General features: G+C 67.5%; 13 protein-coding genes. 10 read left to right on the top strand and 3 right to left on the bottom strand.

Translation table 11 applies throughout. The annotated features are described in order from the left end of the window. The first annotated feature begins 85 nt into the window (after positions 1 to 85). Positions 86 to 1465 (top strand): HNH endonuclease signature motif containing protein, encoded by a 1380-nt coding sequence (locus AC5Y4D_RS00915; protein WP_499990909.1) that lies wholly within the window; start codon positions 86 to 88, stop codon positions 1463 to 1465. Here AC5Y4D_RS00915 and AC5Y4D_RS00910 read toward each other — a convergent pair. The 3 genes from AC5Y4D_RS00910 to AC5Y4D_RS00900 all read right to left on the bottom strand — a co-directional run bounded on the left by AC5Y4D_RS00910 (position 1462) and on the right by AC5Y4D_RS00900 (position 6163). After that, complete coding sequence (locus AC5Y4D_RS00910) at positions 1462 to 3378, bottom strand: spermine/spermidine synthase domain-containing protein (protein ID WP_499943098.1); 1917 nt, start codon at positions 3376 to 3378, stop codon at positions 1462 to 1464. The genes AC5Y4D_RS00915 and AC5Y4D_RS00910 overlap by 4 nt on opposite strands. Positions 3379 to 3387: 9 nt before the next feature. After that, on the bottom strand, positions 3388 to 5007 hold the full coding sequence (locus tag AC5Y4D_RS00905) for an N-acetylmuramoyl-L-alanine amidase (RefSeq protein ID WP_499943099.1): 1620 nt from the start codon (positions 5005 to 5007) through the stop codon (positions 3388 to 3390). 124 nt (positions 5008 to 5131) lie between these two features. Then, positions 5132 to 6163 (bottom strand): hypothetical protein, encoded by a 1032-nt coding sequence (locus AC5Y4D_RS00900; RefSeq protein ID WP_499943100.1) that lies wholly within the window; start codon positions 6161 to 6163, stop codon positions 5132 to 5134. A gap of 230 nt (positions 6164 to 6393) precedes the next feature. Between AC5Y4D_RS00900 and glf the strand changes: the two genes are divergently transcribed. The 9 genes from glf (at position 6394) to fadD32 (ending at position 18703) form a co-directional block, all read left to right on the top strand. Continuing rightward, the gene (gene glf / locus AC5Y4D_RS00895) at positions 6394 to 7605 is read left to right on the top strand and encodes a UDP-galactopyranose mutase (protein ID WP_499990910.1); all 1212 of its coding nucleotides are present in this window, start codon (positions 6394 to 6396) and stop codon (positions 7603 to 7605) included. Next, on the top strand, positions 7602 to 9497 hold the full coding sequence (locus AC5Y4D_RS00890; RefSeq protein WP_499943102.1) for a glycosyltransferase: 1896 nt from the start codon (positions 7602 to 7604) through the stop codon (positions 9495 to 9497). The genes glf and AC5Y4D_RS00890 overlap by 4 nt, the downstream gene beginning before the upstream one ends. Continuing rightward, positions 9490 to 10038, top strand: coding sequence for a phosphatase PAP2 family protein (locus AC5Y4D_RS00885; RefSeq protein ID WP_499943103.1), 549 nt, complete (start codon positions 9490 to 9492; stop codon positions 10036 to 10038). The genes AC5Y4D_RS00890 and AC5Y4D_RS00885 overlap by 8 nt, the downstream gene beginning before the upstream one ends. Continuing rightward, positions 10035 to 10949: a decaprenyl-phosphate phosphoribosyltransferase gene (locus tag AC5Y4D_RS00880; RefSeq protein ID WP_499943104.1), complete on the top strand. Its 915-nt coding sequence runs from the start codon at positions 10035 to 10037 to the stop codon at positions 10947 to 10949. Before AC5Y4D_RS00885 ends, AC5Y4D_RS00880 begins: the two co-directional genes overlap by 4 nt. Further along, positions 10936 to 12915 (top strand): terminal beta-(1->2)-arabinofuranosyltransferase, encoded by a 1980-nt coding sequence (gene aftB / locus AC5Y4D_RS00875; RefSeq protein ID WP_499943105.1) that lies wholly within the window; start codon positions 10936 to 10938, stop codon positions 12913 to 12915. Before AC5Y4D_RS00880 ends, aftB begins: the two co-directional genes overlap by 14 nt. A 346-nt stretch (positions 12916 to 13261) precedes the next feature. Then, a complete protein-coding gene (locus tag AC5Y4D_RS00870) occupies positions 13262 to 14296 on the top strand; it encodes an esterase family protein (protein ID WP_499943106.1) in 1035 nt (344 codons plus the stop codon). Between the two features lie 132 nt (positions 14297 to 14428). After that, entirely contained in the window at positions 14429 to 15328 is a 900-nt protein-coding gene (locus AC5Y4D_RS00865) for an esterase family protein (protein WP_499943173.1), read from the top strand. Positions 15329 to 15509: 181 nt separating this feature from the next. Continuing rightward, entirely contained in the window at positions 15510 to 16523 is a 1014-nt protein-coding gene (culp6, locus tag AC5Y4D_RS00860; protein ID WP_499943107.1) for a carboxylesterase Culp6, read from the top strand. Between the two features lie 290 nt (positions 16524 to 16813). Next, positions 16814 to 18703 (top strand): long-chain-fatty-acid--AMP ligase FadD32, encoded by a 1890-nt coding sequence (fadD32, locus tag AC5Y4D_RS00855; RefSeq protein WP_499943108.1) that lies wholly within the window; start codon positions 16814 to 16816, stop codon positions 18701 to 18703. Positions 18704 to 18722: the final 19 nt, after the last annotated feature.

Here is an 18722-nt window from a genome sequence, read left to right as displayed (position 1 = left end):
AGCCCTTATCCACAGTTGAATGTTTGTGCACAGCTTGGTCTTTGGCTTCGCGTGCTTGTCGGTGCCGGTTCGTAAAATCAGCGGTATGCCAGCCAGCACGGACGCGGAGATCGAGGAGGTTCTCGGCGGGCTGGAGGCATTCGCCGATAGGGCGTGTGGGTTGAGTTTCGACCGGCTGGATACGGCCGGGTCGTTGGCGGTGCGGGAACGCCTGCAGCGGGTGGTGCGCAAATTGCGGGTGCCTGGTCATGTGATCGTCAATCAGCTCGTGGAGACCGCGACCAATGAGGAGTTGGGCGGCACGGTGGCAGTGGCGTTGGCCAACCGGTTGCGGATCAGTAAGTCCGAAGCTGACCGCTGTGTGGCCGAGGCCGCCGATCTGGGTCCGCGCCGCGCGTTGACCGGTGAGCCGCTGGAGCCGGTGCTGGCCCACACCGCCGCCGCTGAGCGCCAAGGGTTGATCGGCAGCGAACAGGTTTCGGTGATTCGCAAGTTCTTCAAGAAATTGCCCGAGGCCGTTGATGTGGCCACCCGCGCTGATGCCGAAGCCAAGCTGGTGTTGGTGGCCACCGGGTTTCGCCCCGATGAACTGGCCGAATATGCCCAGGTGCTCAAGGACTGTCTCAAGCCCGACGGCGACTTCGTGCCCGACGAAGCCGACGAGGCCGAGCGGGCCCGCAGCAGACGCGGCATCACCATCGGGCGCCAGCAGTCCGATGGCACGTCCAAGCTCACCGGTCTGATCTCCCCGCAGCTGCGGGCCACCCTGGAGCCGGTGCTGGCCAAACTGGGCGCCCCGGGCATGTGTAACCCCGCAGACGAACACCCGACCGTCGACGGACGCGCCCCGCAGGAAGCGGTGCAGCGCGATGCCCGCAGCGCCGAACAGCGCAACCACGACGGGCTGCTGGCCGCGCTGCGCGCGTTGTTGATGTCGAAGAAGCTGGGTCGCCATCACGGGTTGCCGACCTGCATCGTGATCACCACCACCCTGGCCGAACTCGAAGCCGGCGCCGGGCACGGGCTGACCGCGGGAGGCACCTTGTTGCCGATGGCCGATGTGATCGCCCAAGCCTCGCATGCCTACCAATATTTGGCGGTGTTCGACAAGGACAAAACCAAAGCTCTCTATCACGGCAAACGGATCGCTTCCCCCGAGCAGCGGCTGGTGCTGCTGTCCAAGGAGCGGGGTTGCACCTGCCCGGGCTGCACCGTCAAGGGCTACTGGACCCAGGTCCATCACGTGGAGTCTTGGCTGAAAACACGGCGCACCGTCATCGACGAACTCACTCTGGCCTGCGCACCGCACAACCGGATGGTCGAACGACGCAAATACACCACCCGCAAGACCCGCGGCCGCACCGAATGGATTCCACCCAAAAACCTCGACTATGGCCAACCCCGCATCAACTGCATGCACCACCCCGAAAAACCCGTCCAACCCGACGACGACGAAGAACCCTAGTGGCGCAACGACATCGGCGGAACGCTGCTAGCCGTCAGTGCGGCGGCATCGATGGTGCGGGGACGGTAGGCCAGCCCCGGGAGCCGTGCCGACATGAGCGCTACCGGGTCCTGCCCAACTGGTTGCGACAAGCCGGACAGAAACGCCCACTCGTGCTCGTCGCTACCGAAATACACTACGGTGTCGAACGTTTCGCCGAAGCGCCGCCACGAGGAGCGCAAGGTGTCGTTGCGCCACAGCGTCGGGCAACCCGCCTGACCGACCGCAACGCCGGCGATCTCACGGCACCGCTGCAGGAAGCCGATGTCGTACAGCCGGTTGTGCTGCGCCGGCGCGGTTCGTTCGTCGGGAAGGTCGACTACGACGATGTCGTACAGGTCGGAGGCCTGCTCTACGAAGTCCCAGCCGTCACCGTAGTGCATGGTGACCGCACCGAGTCCCCTTTCCGCTCTATGTAATTCGTCCATCGTGTAGCCGTACGGCAAGTGTTCGGCGCACAGCCGCACCGCTGTGCGGTCGATGTCGACGTGGTCGACGCGGGTGGCCCCGGCGGCCACGGCCAGTTGGCTCACCACGCCCTCACCGGAGCCGATGATCAGTACCCGCTCGACCTTGTCGGCCAGTAGCAACGCCGGGACCAGAAGCGCCTCGTGGTAGACCAGCTGGCTCAGCTCCGTGCTTTGCCGGTCACCGTCGCTGAATAGTGTTATGCCCTGGGCAGTTCGGCCGATAACGAGGTGCTGATAGTCGGTTCGGACGTCGCAGAGCACGTCGGACAATTCCCAATGCCGAGTCAGGCCAGGGCCTAGCGGCTCGACGATCGTCCGTCCGGTCTCCCCGCCCGGCGCGAAATACGTTGGCAGCGGATCGAACCCGTTGAAGCTCACCGACGCGTAGCTGGTCGTGTATGCGCCGGCGTCCTCGATGCGGACGGAATCACCGGGACGCAGCGTGACCGGCAGCGGATAATTTTGATAGAGCACGTCGTCGCCGTCGCAGGTCGGGCCGGCGAGCACGGCGTCCGCCACCGGGTCGCTGTCACGAGGCGTCCGCAGCCGGTAGCGGATGTATTCGTTCTCGGTTTCGGCGAGACCGCCGTAGCGACCGATGTCCAGATAAACCCAACGCCGTCCGTCGGTTCCGGTGCGCACCGACACCACTTCGCACGAGATGGTCCCAGCCGATCCCACGATCACCCGGCCCGGCTCCAGCACGAGATGTGGTGTGCGCGAGCCGAAATAGCTTCGGATGGCCACCGTGATGACATCTGCAATCTCAGAAAGTTCCGGTGCCGTCGCCGCGTACCCAATAGGAAACCCGCCACCCACGTTGATCGTCGTCAGTACGCCGACCGCATCGAAAATGGTTGCCGCACAGCGAATGCCCAACTCCCAGGCAGAAGGCTGGGGCTGCTGCGAACCGACGTGGAAACACACCCCCGCCGCTGTCAGCCCGAGCTCACCCGCACGACGCAGCAGACCGGGAGCCGCCTGTGGCGCACACCCGAACTTGTGGCCGAACGGTGTCACCGATGACGGAAACGCAGGCGCTATCCGGCATTCCACCTCTGCCCCGGGGGCGTGCTCGGCGATGACGGCCAGATCGTGTTCGGAGTCGAAGGCGAAACGCCGCACCCCGCCGGCATATGCGGAGGCCACCGTCGCCGGTTTCTTGACGGTGTTCCCGAACGCCAGCCGCGTGCCGTCGATACCGGCCGCAACACAGGCGTCGACCTCACCGACGGAGGCGACGTCGAACGCCGCGCCCTCGTCGGCCAGCACACGCAGGATGGGCCGAGCCGGGTTCGCCTTGACGGCATAGCGGATCTGGGCGGCGGGCAGTACGTTGCGCAGCGCGCAGAAGTTGCCCCGTACCCGGTCCAGATCGATCGTGAGGTACGGGGTTTCGGGCACCCGGCCAGACTAGTTGGGTGGATGCGCGGGCAGCGAGAAGTGTTCGTCCGGTACGTTCGGACCGCTCGGCGGTTGTGTCGACAGGGGCGTGGTGATCCCGTCGACGACTTCGGTGATGTCGCCGGTGAGCCGCTCGAAGTTGAGCGTTCCGTGCTGGAAGTTCTGGGTGATGCGCAGCGGTTCCTGAATCTCTGCGCTGGTGGGCAACCCGAGCTGGCCGCGTTCGTAACTCTGGGCCGCCCAGGCGTCGTAGATGGCGCCGGTGACCGGCTGCACGCCGGTCGCCTCGGACCAATACATCGCGCCCTTGGCGAACGTGACGAACCGCGATCCGGCGGCACCGTCGTCCTCTGGTGACGTCGGGGCACCCAGCACACTGTTCATGCCACCCATCGCCTGCCAGCGCTGATAGATCGCGCCGCCTTCCAGCGCCTTGATCAGCTCCTCCGGCGGATCGTTGAAATGCGCTGCGAGGTCGCGGATCTCGTCCATCAAGGCATACGCCGCGTTGCCCGGGCAATCGGTGTTGCCGACGTCGCGATGGGTGAAGATGGCCGGCAGCTTGGCCACCGCACCGGCCGGAAACACCGTGTAGGAACCGCCCTCTGACTCCAGTTCCACCGCGCCCTTCGGGTCGACGTCGGCCATCCCCAGCCGCCAGCCCAGCAGGCGGCCCGTGGTGCGCAACTGGATGGGGGTGGGCGCCACGTCGTCGAAGTTGCCGATCATCGCCACACCCCAGGTTTCGCGATTGAATCCGCCGGTGTGGAACCCTTCCACCGGCTTGGTCAGCCCGCCGGCGCTGCCTTCGAATACCTGCCCGTACTTGTCGACCAACGCGTTGTAGGCGATGTCGCACCAGCCCAAGGTCTTGGAGTGGTAGGTGTAGATCGCCTTGACGATGCCGGCCGATTCCAGTGGCGAGTAGTCGTTGCTGCCCGCGGTGTGGTGGACGACGCCGGCCCGGACCGCCCGGTCGTACTGCGGGCTGCCGCAACGCAACGATTCATCGGCGCCCCACTGTGCGCGGCTGATGATGGGCGGGGCCTGCCCCGGCATCGTCACCCCAGCCGGTGGGGTCGGGTGGATTTCGGCCGGGGCCTGCGGTGGCGAGATGAGGATCGCCGAGATGTTCTGCCCGAACGGTTGTTCCCTGCTGGCCGGTCGATAGCCCAATCCGCCCCGGTCGGCGGGTGCGGGCGGCGCCTGTGTCACCGGCGCATCCGTCGGTCTGGTGACCGCGATCTGCACGGCGGTCGTGGTGCCGACGAACACAGGATCGGTACTGCGCGGATCGTCGGGCGCCGCCGGGCCGTTCGGCGCCGCCGTTTGGTACTCCGTCTGATACCACGGTCCCCACGACCCGTCGGACCGCCGGGCGCGGACCCGGGTCGAGGTCCCGGCCAGGTCACCAGTGAAGGCGACCAGCGAGAACGGCGTGGTCTGGGAGAGTTCCCGGACGGTCACACCTCCCCCGAGACCCACCAGGGGCTGCTCGGCGAGCTGGGTGTCGCCGGTCGCCGGCGCCGGACGGGTGTCGTGCGGCTGGCCGATCAACAGCCACGACGCGATGACGACCGTCGCCGCGAACGCGGTGAGCAGCATCGTCGGAGCCCGACCGTGAGGCATCAGCCGATGTTACGTGTGTGTCTGGTGTTTCTTATGAGGCGACACGGCAGTTACGGCAGAAACATGTCGACGACACCGCAGAGGGGACTCTGCGGTGTCGTCAGGTGACAGGTTCTGCGGCGTGCTAGACGGGTGGCGCCTCGGGTACGGCGGCCGTGGCTGCCGCCGGGATGGCTGCGGCCGCGCCGGGTATTGCGGCTACCGCCCCAGGAACCGCGGCCGCCGCCCCGGGCAATGCGGCCGCCGCGCCGGGCAGGGCGGACACGGCACCCGGGACCGCCGCGGCTGCGGCGCCGGGCACGGTGGCAGCTGCGGCGGGGATGCCGGGAACCGCCGGCAGTGCCGGTGTGGCGCCGGCGCCCGCAGCTGCCGGTGCACCCGCGCCACCCTGGACGCCCTGCATGAGCGCCGGCATGATCAGGCCTTTGAGCAGGTCGATGGCCTGGCTGGCGCCCAGCTGGTTGGCCGCCTGCATCAGGTCACTGACCAGGCCGCCGCCTCCGCCGCTGCTTCCCGAGGCCACGGGACTGACCGGCGCCAGCCCGGTGCCGGCTCCGCCCAGGCCAGAGGTGTCACCCAGGATCGGATAGGTGCCGTCGGCGCCCGGGTCCAGACCGACCGGCGCCGAGATCGGAACTTCACCGGTGGCGGCACCGGCGGCCGGGCTCAGGCCGGTGGCCGGGCTGAGACCCGGCGCGACCCCGGTCGGGCTGGTCAGACCCGGGTTGCTCAGAGCCGGGTTGACGCCCGCGCCCCCGGTCGTCGGCGACACGGTGGTGCCAGGCAGTGCCAGCGACCCCGGCGTGCTCGGCGACAGGCCCGGCGTCAGGCTGGTCCCGCCGAGACCAGGACTGGCCAGGCCGGGACTGGTGCCCAGCCCGGCGGTGCCCAGGCCGGTGCTGGGGGAGCTGCTGCCGCCCAGCGCGGGCACCGGCGGCAAGTTGACACCGAACTGCGAAAGCCCCTGCGAGAGCGCGGATATCAGCTCGCCCGGCAGGTCGGCAACGTTAGCTGCCTGCTTGAACTCGTGGTGTTCCACCGGCTTGGTGTCGGCTGTCGATTCGTAGACCAGGAAGTACGCGCACGGACTTGCGACTGCCAGGGCGGCGACCGCGCTCATGGCTGTCGAGAACTTGCGTCGGCGACGGTTCGGCACGGAAGTCTCCTCAATATGTCTTGGCTGCAGGCAGTAAACCCGCACCACCGATGGTACGAGTGGGATTGGTGTGACTGGTGTGGCGATACCGAATCGTGAGGCGAGTGGTTCACAGGTGTGACGTTCGTCGGGCGGCCCGCCGCTTCGTGCTCGCGTACCTGGGAAAACCCGGCCCCGCGCGACCCGCCTAGTCGGGTTTCGGCGCGCAGGTCCGATACCCTAGGCAACCGATGTCCACGCGCTTCGACTCTTCCCCTCGCTATGACCTCTTCGTCGTCGGCTCCGGATTTTTCGGCCTGACGATCGCCGAGCGCGTGGCGACCCAACTCGACAAGCGGGTTCTCGTCGTCGAGCGCCGCCCGCACATCGGCGGCAACGCCTATTCCGAGCCCGAGCCGCAGACCGGGATCGAAGTGCACAAGTACGGGGCGCACCTGTTCCACACCTCGAACAAGAAGGTGTGGGACTACGTGCGGCAGTTCACCGACTTCACGAACTACCAGCACCGGGTGTTCGCGATGCACAACGGGCAGGCCTACCAGTTCCCGATGGGTCTGGGTCTGGTGTCGCAGTTCTTCGGCCGCTATTTCAGCCCGGAGGAAGCGCGGCAGCTGATCGCCGAGCAGGCATCGGAAATCGAGACCGCCGACGCGCAGAACCTGGAAGAGAAGGCCATCTCGCTGATCGGCCGTCCCCTCTACGAGGCCTTCGTGAAGGGCTACACCGCCAAGCAGTGGCAGACCGACCCCAAAGAACTGCCCGCGGCCAACATCACCCGGCTGCCGGTGCGCTACACCTTCGACAACCGCTACTTCAGCGACACCTACGAAGGCCTGCCCGTCGACGGTTACACCGCCTGGCTGCAGAACATGGCCGCCGACGACCGCATCGAGGTCCGGCTGGACACCGACTGGTTCGACGTCCGCGACGCACTACGCCGGGACAATCCCGAGGCGCCGGTGGTGTACACCGGTCCGCTGGACCGCTACTTCGACTACGCCGAGGGCCGACTGGGCTGGCGCACACTGGATTTCGAACTCGAAGTGCTGCCGATCGGGGATTTCCAGGGCACCCCGGTGATGAACTACAACGACCCCGACGTCCCCTACACCCGCATCCACGAGTTCCGCCATTTCCACACCGAGCGCACTTACCCGACGGACAAGACGGTGATCATGCGCGAGTACTCGAGGTTCGCCGAAGACGACGACGAGCCCTACTACCCGATCAACACCGAGGCCGACCGCGCCCTGTTGGCCGCCTATCGGGCCCGGGCGAAGTCGGAGACCGCGACATCGAAGGTGCTGTTCGGCGGGCGATTGGGCACCTACCAATATCTGGATATGCACATGGCCATAGCCAGCGCTCTGAGCATGTACGACAACGTCGTCGCGCCGCACCTTCGCGACGGCGCGCCGCTAATCGAGGAAACATCTGTATGACCGCCGTCAGTCTGCTGTCCCGCATCCTCCTGCCGCGTCCCGGTGAGCCCCTCGACGTGCGCAAGCTGTATCTGGAGGAATCGACCACCAACGCACGTCGCGCCCACGCCACCAGCCGCACGTCGTTGCAGATCGGCGCGGAGTCCGAGGTGTCGTTCGCGACCTATTTCAACGCGTTCCCGGCCAGCTACTGGCGGCGCTGGTCCATCTGTACCTCGGTGGTGCTGCGGGTCGAGCTGACCGGAGCCGGACGCGTCGACGTCTACCGGACCAAGGCCACCGGCGCACGCATCTACATCGAGGGCCACCCCTTCGGCGGCACCGAGGACGCCCCCGCGGTTTTGGAGATCGAGGTCGCGCTCAAGCCGTTCGAGGACGGCGGCTGGATCTGGTTCGACATCACCACCGACACCGCGGTCACGCTGCGCAGCGGTGGCTGGTACGCGGCCGTGCCCGCGCCGGGAACCGCCAACGTCGCGGTCGGGATCCCGACCTTCAACCGGCCCGCCGACTGCGCCAACGCGCTGCGCGACCTCACCGCCGACCCGTTGGTCGACGAGGTGATCGGCGCGGTGATCGTGCCCGACCAGGGCACCCGCAAGGTGCGTGACCACCCGGACTTCCCGGCCGCGGCCGAGCGGCTGGGCAACCGGCTGTCGATTCACGACCAGCCCAACCTCGGTGGCTCCGGCGGCTACAGCCGGGTGATGTACGAGGCGCTGAAAAACACCGACTGCCAACAGATCCTGTTCATGGACGACGACATCCGCATCGAGCCGGACTCGATCCTGCGGGTGCTGGCGATGAGCCGGTTCGCCAAGACCCCGATGCTGGTCGGCGGGCAGATGCTGAACTTGCAGGAGCCGTCGCACCTGCACATCATGGGCGAGGTCGTCGACCAGTCGAATTTCATGTGGACCGCCGCCCCGCACGCCGAATACGACCACGACTTCGCCGAGTACCCGCTCAACGACAGCGAGGACAAGAGCAAGCTGCTGCACCGGCGCATCGACGTCAACTACAACGGCTGGTGGACGTGCATGATCCCGCGCCAGGTCGCCGAGGACCTGGGCCAGCCGCTGCCGCTGTTCATCAAGTGGGACGACGCGGACTACGGGCTGCGTGCCGCCGAGCACGGCTACCCGACCGTCACGCTGCCCGGCGCGGCGATCTGGCACATGGCGTGGAGCGACAAGGACGACGCCATCGACTGGCAGGCCTACTTCCACCTGCGCAACCGGCTGGTGGTGGCGGCCATGCACTGGGACGGTGACGTCTCCGGCCTTGTCCGCAGCCACCTCAAGGCGACGCTCAAACACCTTGCCTGCCTTGAATATTCGACGGTGGCGATTCAGAACCGGGCGATCGACGACTTCCTGGCCGGCCCGGAGCACATCTTCTCCATCCTGGAATCCGCCCTGCCGGAGGTCCATCGGCTGCGCAAGGAGTACCCGGACGCGGTGGTGCTGCCGGCCGCCAGCGAGCTGCCCCCACCGGCACACCAGAGCAAAGCCATGAAGCCGCCGGTGAATCCGGTGACGATCAGCTACCGGCTGGCGCGCGGAATCCTGCACAACCTCAAGGCCGCCGATCCCGCGGCCCATCAGCGGCCCGAGTACAACGTGCCGACCCAGGACGCGCGCTGGTTCCGGTTGTGCACGGTCGACGGCGTCACGGTCACCACCGCCGACGGCTGTGGTGTGGTCTACCGGCAGCGCGACCGGGCCAAGATGTTCGCGCTGCTGGCGCAGTCGTTGCGCCGCCAGCGCCAGCTGGCACGCCGGTTCGACGAGATGCGCCGGCTGTACCGCGAGTCGCTGCCGGTGCTGTCCAGCAAGCAGAAGTGGGAGTCGGTGCTGCTACCGGCCGACGCGGCAGCGCGTCATGGCTGAAGCCGTCCCGTCGGGGGAGCCGCCGTCGGGGGAGATCGCGGCGATGGTGGCCGTCCAGTCCGCGCTGGCAGATCGGCCGGGTGCGCTGAGCGCGGCGCGTGCGCTGTCGCACTTCGGCGAGCACAGCATCGGCTGGCTGATCGTGTCGCTGGTGGGCGCGATCCTGTCGCCGGCCCGCCGCCGCGACTGGGTCGTGGCCGGGGCCGGCGCGTTCGCGGCGCACGCCGCGGCGGTCGTGGTCAAGCGGGTGGTGCGACGCACCCGTCCCAAACATCCCGCCGTCGCGGTCAACGTCGGCACCCCCAGCCGGCTCAGTTTCCCCTCCGCGCACGCCACGTCGACGACGGCCGCGGCGCTGCTGCTGCGCCGCGCTACCGGGCTGCCGCTGCCGGCGGCACTGATTCCGCCCATGGCGCTGTCCCGGATACTGCTGGGCGTGCACTATCCCAGCGACGTGGTGGCCGGTGTGGCTCTGGGCGCCGGGGTCGCCGCGGCAACCGTGCGGGTGGACAGCACGGTTCGACAAAGGTGGCTGCGATGAGCGAAGACCTGGCCGAGAAGACCGGACCGCCCGGCAACCTGGTCACCGGTGTGATCAAGGCGATCCGGCCGCGGCAGTGGGTGAAGAACGTATTGGTGCTGGCCGCGCCGTTGGCCGCCGCGGGCCGGGGTCAGCGTTACGACTGGCTGGACATGGCGACCAAGGTCGGCGTGGCCTTCGCGGTGTTCAGCCTGGCGGCCTCGGCGGTCTATCTGGTCAACGACGCGCGCGACGTCGAGGCCGACCGCGAACACCCGACCAAGCGGTTCCGGCCGATCGCGGCCGGGGTGGTGCCCGAATGGCTGGCCTACACCCTGGCGGTGGTCCTGGGTGTCGTCTCGCTCGGTATTTCGTACTGGCTGACGCCGAACCTGGCGGTCGTCATGGCGGTCTACCTCGTCATGCAGATGGGGTATTGCTTCGGCCTCAAGCACCAAGCGGTGATCGACGTCTGCATCGTGTCGTCGGCGTATCTGATCCGCGCCATCGCCGGCGGCGCGGCCACCGACACCCACCTGTCCCAATGGTTCCTGCTGACGGCCGCCTTCGGATCGCTGTTCATGGTGGCCGGCAAGCGCTACGCCGAGCTGCAGCTGGCCGAACGCACCGGGGCTCAGATCCGCAAGTCGCTGGAAAGCTACACCAGCACCTACCTGCGATTCGTCTGGACAATGTCGGCCACCGCGGTGGTGCTGTGCTACGGGCTGTGGGCGTTCGAGCGCGACGGCGCCAAAGGGTCGTGGTACGCGGTGTCGATGATCCCGTTCACCATCGCGATCCTGCGTTACGCCGTGGACGTCGACGGCGGGCTGGCCGGAGAGCCCGAGGACATCGCGCTGCGCGACCGGGTGCTGCAACTGCTGGCGCTGGCGTGGATCGCAACAGTGGGTGCTGCTGTTGCTTTCGGCTAGCGAACGGTTCCGCGCGCTCCAGCAGGCTGCGCTGGCTCGCCGGCCGGCGGTCCGGCGCGTCAAGTGGCCCGCCTTTCCCTACACCGTCATGGTCCGGGTCAGCCTGTGGATCAGCGTGGCGGTGGTCGCGGTGCTGTTCGGCTGGGGGGCCTGGCAACGACGCTGGATCGCCGACGACGGACTGATCGTGCTGCGCACGGTGCGGAATCTGTTGGCCGGCAACGGGCCGGTGTTCAACATGGGCGAACGCGTCGAGGCCAACACCTCGACGGTCTGGACCTATCTGCTGTACGTCATCAGCTGGCTGGGCGAGCCGGTCCGCCTGGAGTACGTCGCGCTGGCCGCGGCGCTGACGCTGTCGGTGCTCGGCGTCGTCCTGCTGATGTTGGGCACGGCGCGGTTGTATGCACCGAGCCTGCGGGGCCGGCGGGCGATCATGCTGCCCGCCGGGGCGCTCGTCTACATCGCGCTGCCGCCGGCCCGCGACTTCGCCACCTCGGGTCTGGAGAACGGGCTGGTACTGGCCTATCTGGGTTTGCTGTGGTGGATGATGGTCTGCTGGGCGCAGCCGCTGCGGGTCCGCCCCCAGGCCTGGGCCTTCATCCTCGCGCTGGCCTTCGTCGCCGGATGCAGCGTGCTGGTCCGGCCGGAATTGGCGCTGATCGGCGGGGTGGCGCTGATCATGTTGCTGATCGCGGCGCGCAATTGGCGCGACCGGGCGCTGATCGTGGCGGCGGGTGGTCTGCTGCCGGTCGGCTACCAGATCTTTCGGATGGGCTACTACGGATTGCTGGTGCCCAGTACCGCCCTGGCCAAGGACGCCGCCGGCGACAAGTTGTCCCAGGGCTTGATCTACCTGGCCAACTTCAACCAGCCCTATCTGCTCTGGCTTCCGCTGGTGCTGCTGGTCCCGCTGGGAGTCATCCTGATGCTGGCGCGGCGGCGGCGGTCGTTCATCCGGCCCGCGCTGGCGCCCGACTACGGCCGGATAGCCAGGTCGGTGCAGAGTCCGGCGGCCGTGGTGATCTTCATGGTCGTCAGCGGCCTGCTGCAGGGGTTCTACTGGATCCGCCAAGGCGGTGACTTCATGCACGCCCGGGTACTGCTGACACCGGTGTTCTGTTTGCTGGCACCCGTAGCGGTGATCCCGGTGATGATCCCCGACGGCAAGGATTTCAGCCGGGAGACCGGTTACTGGCTGGCCGGCGCGGTCAGCGCGCTGTGGCTGGGGGTGGCCGGATGGTCGCTGTGGGCGGCGAACTCCCCCGGAATGGGTGACGACGCCACCCACGTCACGTACTCCGGAATCGTCGACGAGCGGCGCTTCTACGCCCAGGCAACCGGGCGCGCGCATCCGCTGACCGCGGCCGACTACCTGGATTACCCGCGGATGGCCGCCGTGCTGGTCGCGCTCGACAACACCCCGGGAGGCGCGTTGCTGTTGCCGTCGGGCAACTACACCCGATGGGATCTGGTGCCGATGATCCCGCCGGGCAGCGCCCCTGGCATCCCGGCAGACCAAAAGCCGCAGCACGCGGTGTTTTTCACCAACCTCGGGATGCTGGGCATGAACGTCGGCCTGGACGTCCGGGTGATCGACCAGATCGGGCTGGCGAACCCGTTGGCCGCGCACACCGAACGGCTCAAGCACGGCCGGATCGGCCACGACAAGAATCTGTTCCCCGACTGGGTGGTGGCCGACGGGCCGTGGGTGAAGTGGCCGCCGGGCATCCCGGGCTACCTCGACCCCCAGTGGGTGGCTGAAGCCGAAGCGGCGCTGCGCTGCCCGGAGACCCAGGCTGTGCTGAACTCGGTACGTGCCCCGATGAGCGTGCGCCGCTTCGTGTCCAACGTGCTGCACGCCTACGAGTTCACCCAGTACCGCATCGACCGGATCCCGCGCAACGCGCTGATCAAGTGCGGACTCGAGGTGCCGCACGTACCGGCCGCGCCTCCTCGTGAGTGACGCGATCGCCAAGATTTTTTTCCCGATTTCCGTGCCGCGGGGCCCACGACCGCGGTTCCGACTCTGATAGCAAACTGTCATTTCAGCCGTCACCAGCGGCCACCCGATGACGGGCACATGCGGAAACGCCGATCTCGGATGCGTTTTCAACGTTGTCGATCACACCGAAACCGCGCCGATGGAGGCGCCCAGCGACTCCCTGGAGGAGAGCCGGTGCCGGAAGATGTGGTTGACTACAGAAGCACTGCAGCGCCGCGTGCGTGCAGTCTGACCCAATTCGGGACGCGCCCCCAAGCAAGACGATGCATTAAGGACGCGCACAAGGATGAGGATGAGGAAGCAAGGAATGAAGCTTGTTGACAGGTTTCGTGGCGCCGTGACGGGTATGCCGCGCCGACTCGCTGTGGGAGCCGTGGGTGCGGCCCTGCTCGCGAGCCTGGTCGGTTTCGTCGGCGGCTCGGCGACCGCGAGTGCGTTCTCGCGTCCGGGCCTCCCGGTGGAGTACCTGCAGGTGCCTTCGGCGGCAATGGGCCGCGAGATCAAGGTCCAGTTCCAGAGCGGTGGCGCCAACGCGCCGGCCCTGTACCTGCTCGACGGCATGCGCGCTCAGGAGGACTTCAACGGCTGGGACATCAACACCCCGGCATTCGAGTGGTACCTGCAGTCGGGTCTGGCTGTGGTCATGCCGGTCGGCGGGCAGTCCAGCTTTTACAGCGACTGGTACAAGCCGGCCTGCGGTAAGGCGGGCTGCACCACCTACAAGTGGGAGACCTTCCTGACCAACGAGCTGCCCGCGTACCTGGCCGCCAACAAGTCGGTCAAGCCGACCGGTAGCGCCGCGGTGGGTCTGTCGATGGCCGGCTCGTCCGCGCTGATCCTGGCCGCTTACCACCCCAGCCAGTTCATCTACGCCGGCTCGCTGTCGGCGCTGCTGGACCCGTCGCAGGGGATGGGCCCGTCGCTGATCGGTCTGGCCATGGGCGACGCCGGTGGCTACAAGAAGGACGACATGTGGGGTCCGACGAGCGACCCGGCGTGGGCCCGCAACGACCCGACGCTGCAGGTCGGCCAGCTGGTCGCCAACAACACCCGCATCTGGATCTACTGCGGTAACGGCAAGCCGTCCGAGCTGGGTGGCGACAACCTGCCCGCCAAGTTCCTCGAGGGCTTCGTTCGGGACAGCAACATCAAGTTCCAGAACGCCTACAACGCGGCCGGTGGCCACAACGCGGTGTTCAACTTCGACGCCAACGGCACGCACGACTGGCCGTACTGGGGTGCGCAGCTGAACGCGATGAAGGGTGACATCCAGTCCACGCTGGGTGCGACCCCCGGCGCCGGCCCGGCCACCGCGGCCACGGCTCCGACCGCGGGCACCTAAACCCGCGCCAGGCAACACGCAACTGACGGCGGCGACCTATGGGTCGCCGCCGTTGGTTGTTAGCGCCCCTTTATCCCGTCGATACCGGTGTGGTTAGCTACCTTCCGGTAGGTGGACACGGTGGAGGTGGACATGAGGGGTCTGTCGTTGCTGCTACGGCTGCTCGGCGTCGCGGTGCTGTCGATCACGTTCGGTGTGGTGGCGGGGACGTGTCCGGGTGCAGCGAAGGCAGCCCCGTACGAGACCCTGATGGTGCCGTCGGCGGCAATGGGCCGAGACATCCCGGTGGCCTTCCTGGCGGGTGGACCGCACGCGGTGTACCTGCTGGACGCGGCCGACGCCAACCCCGATGTCAGCAACTGGGTCACCGCCGGCAACGCGTTCAACACCCTGGCCGGCAAGGGCATCTCGGTGGCCGCCCCGGCCGGGGGCGCCTTCAGCATGTACACCAACTGGGAGCAGGACGGCAGCAAGCAGTGGGACACATTCCTTTCCAGTGAGCTGCCGGATTGGCTGGCCGCCAACAAAGGTCTGGCGCCGGGCGGACACGGCGTAGTCGGCGCCTCTCAGGGCGGGTACGGCGCGATGGCGCTGGCGACCTTCCATCCCGACAGGTTCGGTTTCGCCGGCTCGCTGTCCGGGTTCCTCTACCCGTCGGAAACCTTCAGCAACGGCGCAATTCTGGCCGGTTTGCAGCAGTTCGGCGGCGTGGACGGCAACGGCATGTGGGGAGCCCCACAGCTGGGTCGCTGGAAGTGGCATGACCCGTGGGTGCACGAGGCGCTGCTCGCCGCGAACAACACCCGCGTCTGGGTGTGGAGCCCGACCAGCGGCGGTGCCAGCAACCCCGCTGCGATGCTCGGCACTCCGGACACCGCAATGGGCAACAGCCGCTCGTTCTACCAGCACTACCGCGAAGTCGGCGGGCACAACGGGCACTTCGACTTCCCGGGCGGCGGCGACAACGGCTGGGGTTCGTGGGCGGCGCAGCTGGGCGCGATGTCCGGCGACATCGTCGGCGCGATTCGCTAGTAGCCGGGTGCAGCGGGTCGCCACGCTGGTGTGAGCGGCGTGGCCGGGTGCAGCGGGTCGCCACGATCTGACTGAGCCTGCGGGCCGGTACCGTGTAAAGGCGGGTGCGGGTAGGGCGCGACGGTGCGCATGCCCCGGACAGCACTCGCCCTCCCGTACCGGACTCTGTTAGCAGGAGAACATGGCCAACACTGCCCGCCAGCGCCGACACAAGCGCCTCGCCTGGTTGGCGGCCGCCTCCATGGCCCTGGTCGTGGCCATGGTCATCGCCGCCGGGGTGATGATGCTGCGCCATCGCGACGTGCCGCCCAGCGCGGTGCCCCCGGGCGTGCTGCCGACCGGGCCGACGACCTCGTCGCAGCACAAGAAGCCGCGTCCGGCTAGCCAGGACGCCTCCTGTCCCGACGTGCAGTTGGTGTCCGTGCCGGGCACCTGGGAGTCCTCGCCGACCGAGGACCCGTTCAACCCCACGTTGCACCCGCTGGCGTTGCTGCTCAAGGTGACCGGGCCGATCAGCCAGCAGTTCCCCGCGAGCCGGGTTCAGACCTACACCGTTCCGTACACGGCGGAGTTTCAACGACCGCTGTCCGGCGACACCCAGATGAAGTACGACGACAGCCGCGCCGAAGGCACCCGCGCCACGGTCAAGGCGATCACCGACATGAACAACCGGTGCCCGCTGACCAGCTACGTGATCATCGGCTTCTCGCAGGGCGCGGTGATCGCCGGTGACATCGCCAACAACATCGGCAACGGTCAGGGTCCCGTCGACGAGGATCTGGTTCTCGGTGTGACGTTGATCGCCGACGGTCGCCGACAAGGTGAGGTTGGTAACAACATTCCGCCCACGCCGCCGGGGGTGGGTGCTGAGGTCACCCTGCACGAGGTGCCGGTGCTGGCCACTCTGGGCTTGACGATGACCGGCCCACGGCCGGGCGGGTTCGGCGCGCTCAACGGTCGCACCAACGAGATCTGCGCCGAGGGCGACCTGATCTGCGCCGCGCCGAAGGAAGCGTTCAGCCCGGCCAACCTTCCGACCACGCTGAATACGCTGGCCGGGGGGGCGGGGCACCCCATCCACGCGCTGTACGCGACGACCGATTTCTGGAGTTCGGACGGGCAGTCGGCCACCCAGTGGACGTTGAACTGGGCGCAGGGCGTACTGGACAAGGCGCCGCATCCCAAGCACGGGTGAGCGGTGTGCCGACAAGGCAGTTAGACACACTCCGTAGCGCGGCGGTAGCGAGCGGGATCAGGCGTACCTTGTGATTTGGTGCGCCGCTACGCGCCCCTTAACATTAAGAGAAAACTAAGAGCATGTGGTTGACCCGGTTGGGTCGAGGTTGGCAGCGACAGACCCCGGCGGGGTGCGGGTCGCGGTCATATCGCGCGCAGATTTTCGACGTCGGCGCCCGCTAGCCCGTATTGGAGTACCCGCCGCAAAGCCGGTGACACAGAGAGTTCGTGACAGGAGAGCTTGAGAAAATGGCTTACCACAACCCGTTCGTCGTGAACGGCAAGATCAGGTTCCCGGCTAACACCAATCTGGTCAAACACGTCGAGAAGTGGGCGAAGGTGCGCGGCGACAAACTCGCGTACCGGTTCCTGGACTACTCCACCGAACGCGACGGTGTCGAACGCGACATCCTCTGGTCGGAGTTCAGCGCCCGCAACCGCGCCGTCGGTGCCCGGCTGCAACAGGTCACCCAACCCGGTGACCGCATCGCCATCCTGTGCCCGCAGAACTTGGACTACCTCGTTTCGTTCTTCGGTGCGCTGTACTCCGGGCGGATCGCGGTGCCGCTGTTCGACCCGGCCGAGCCCGGTCACGTCGGCCGGTTGCACGCCGTGCTCGACGACTGCACTCCGTCGACGATCCTGACCACCACCGAATCGGCCGAGGGGGTGCGCAAGTTCATCCGCGCCCGCGCGGCCAAGGAACGGCCACGTGTCATCGCCGTGGATGCGGTGCCGACCGAAGTCGGCGCGACCTGGCAGGAAACCGATGCCAACGAGGACACCATCGCCTATCTGCAGTACACCTCCGGCTCCACCCGCACCCCGACCGGTGTGCAGATCACCCACCTGAACCTGCCCACCAACGTGCTGCAGACGCTGGTTGCGCTGCAGGGCGAGGAAGGCGACCGCGGCCTGAGCTGGCTGCCGTTCTTCCACGACATGGGCCTGATCACCGCACTGTGCGCGCCGGTGCTGGGCCAGAGCTTCACGTTCATGACGCCGGCCGCGTTCGTGCGCCGTCCCGGGCGCTGGATCCGTGAGCTGGCCCGCAAACCCGGCGAGACCGGCGGGGTGTTCTCGGCCGCACCGAACTTCGCGTTCGAGCATGCCGCGGTGCGGGGAGTGCCCAAGGAGGGCGAGCCGCCGCTGGATCTGAGCAACGTCAAGGCAATTCTGAACGGCAGCGAACCGGTTTCACCGGCGTCGATGCGCAAGTTCTACGACGCGTTCCGTCCCTACGGTTTCCCGGAGACGGCGGTCAAACCCTCCTACGGGCTGGCCGAGGCGACCCTGTTCGTCTCTACCACCCCCCACGACGAGCCGCCGAGGATCATCCACGTCGACCGTGAGGAACTGAACAACCAGCGCTTCGTGGAGGTGGCCCCGGACGCGCCGAACGCCGTCGCCCAGGTCTCGGCGGGCAAGATCGGCGTCGACGAGTGGGCGGTCATCGTCGACGTGGACACGGCCAGCGAGCTGCCCGACGGGCAGGTCGGCGAGATCTGGTTGCACGGTCAGAACCTGGGCGTCGGCTACTGGAACAAGGAAGCCGAGACCACGGAGACCTTCAAGAACATCTTGAAGTCCCGCGTGCCCCAGTCGCACGCCGAGGGTGCCGCGGACGACGGGCTCTGGGTACGCACCGGCGACTACGGCACCTACCACGACGGGCATCTCTATATCGCGGGCCGGATCAAGGACCTGGTCATCATCGACGGCCGCAACCACTACCCGCAGGACCTCGAGTACTCGGCGCAGGAAGCCAGCAAGGCGTTACGGACCGGATATGTGGCGGCCTTCTCCGTCCCGGCCAACCAGTTGCCGCAGCAGGTTTTCGACGACCCGCACACCGGTCTGAGCGCCGACCCCGACGACACCTCCGAGCAACTGGTGATCGTCGCCGAGCGCGCAGCCGGTACGCACAAGCTCGAGTACCAACCGATCGCCGACGACATCCGGGCGGCCATCGCCGTGCGGCACGGCGTGACCGTGCGCGACCTGTTGCTGGTGTCGGCGGGGACGATTCCGCGTACTTCGAGTGGCAAGATCGGGCGCCGCGCGTGCCGGACGGCCTACCTGGACGGCAGCCTGCGCAGCGGCGTCGGGTCTCCGACGGCCTTCGCCACCAACGACTGAAACGAACCGAACAAGGTAA

The organism is Mycobacterium sp. NGS67, from assembly GCF_059812185.1.
Note: the sequence above shows the minus strand (reverse complement) of the source record. Positions and strands in the feature narration are given on the sequence as shown.

What these genes read in the sequence shown, in the direction of transcription:
- AC5Y4D_RS00915 (WP_499990909.1), top strand. Translation starts at nt 86, where the DNA reads ATGCCAGCCAGCACGGACGCGGAGATCGAGGAGGTTCTCGGCGGGCTG.
- AC5Y4D_RS00905 (WP_499943099.1), bottom strand. Translation starts at nt 5,007, where the DNA reads ATGCCTCACGGTCGGGCTCCGACGATGCTGCTCACCGCGTTCGCGGCG.
- AC5Y4D_RS00880 (WP_499943104.1), top strand. Translation starts at nt 10,035, where the DNA reads ATGAGCGAAGACCTGGCCGAGAAGACCGGACCGCCCGGCAACCTGGTC.
- AC5Y4D_RS00890 (WP_499943102.1), top strand. Translation starts at nt 7,602, where the DNA reads ATGACCGCCGTCAGTCTGCTGTCCCGCATCCTCCTGCCGCGTCCCGGT.
- AC5Y4D_RS00885 (WP_499943103.1), top strand. Translation starts at nt 9,490, where the DNA reads ATGGCTGAAGCCGTCCCGTCGGGGGAGCCGCCGTCGGGGGAGATCGCG.
- glf (WP_499990910.1), top strand. Translation starts at nt 6,394, where the DNA reads ATGTCCACGCGCTTCGACTCTTCCCCTCGCTATGACCTCTTCGTCGTC.
- fadD32 (WP_499943108.1), top strand. Translation starts at nt 16,814, where the DNA reads ATGGCTTACCACAACCCGTTCGTCGTGAACGGCAAGATCAGGTTCCCG.
- AC5Y4D_RS00870 (WP_499943106.1), top strand. Translation starts at nt 13,262, where the DNA reads ATGAAGCTTGTTGACAGGTTTCGTGGCGCCGTGACGGGTATGCCGCGC.
- AC5Y4D_RS00865 (WP_499943173.1), top strand. Translation starts at nt 14,429, where the DNA reads ATGAGGGGTCTGTCGTTGCTGCTACGGCTGCTCGGCGTCGCGGTGCTG.
- culp6 (WP_499943107.1), top strand. Translation starts at nt 15,510, where the DNA reads ATGGCCAACACTGCCCGCCAGCGCCGACACAAGCGCCTCGCCTGGTTG.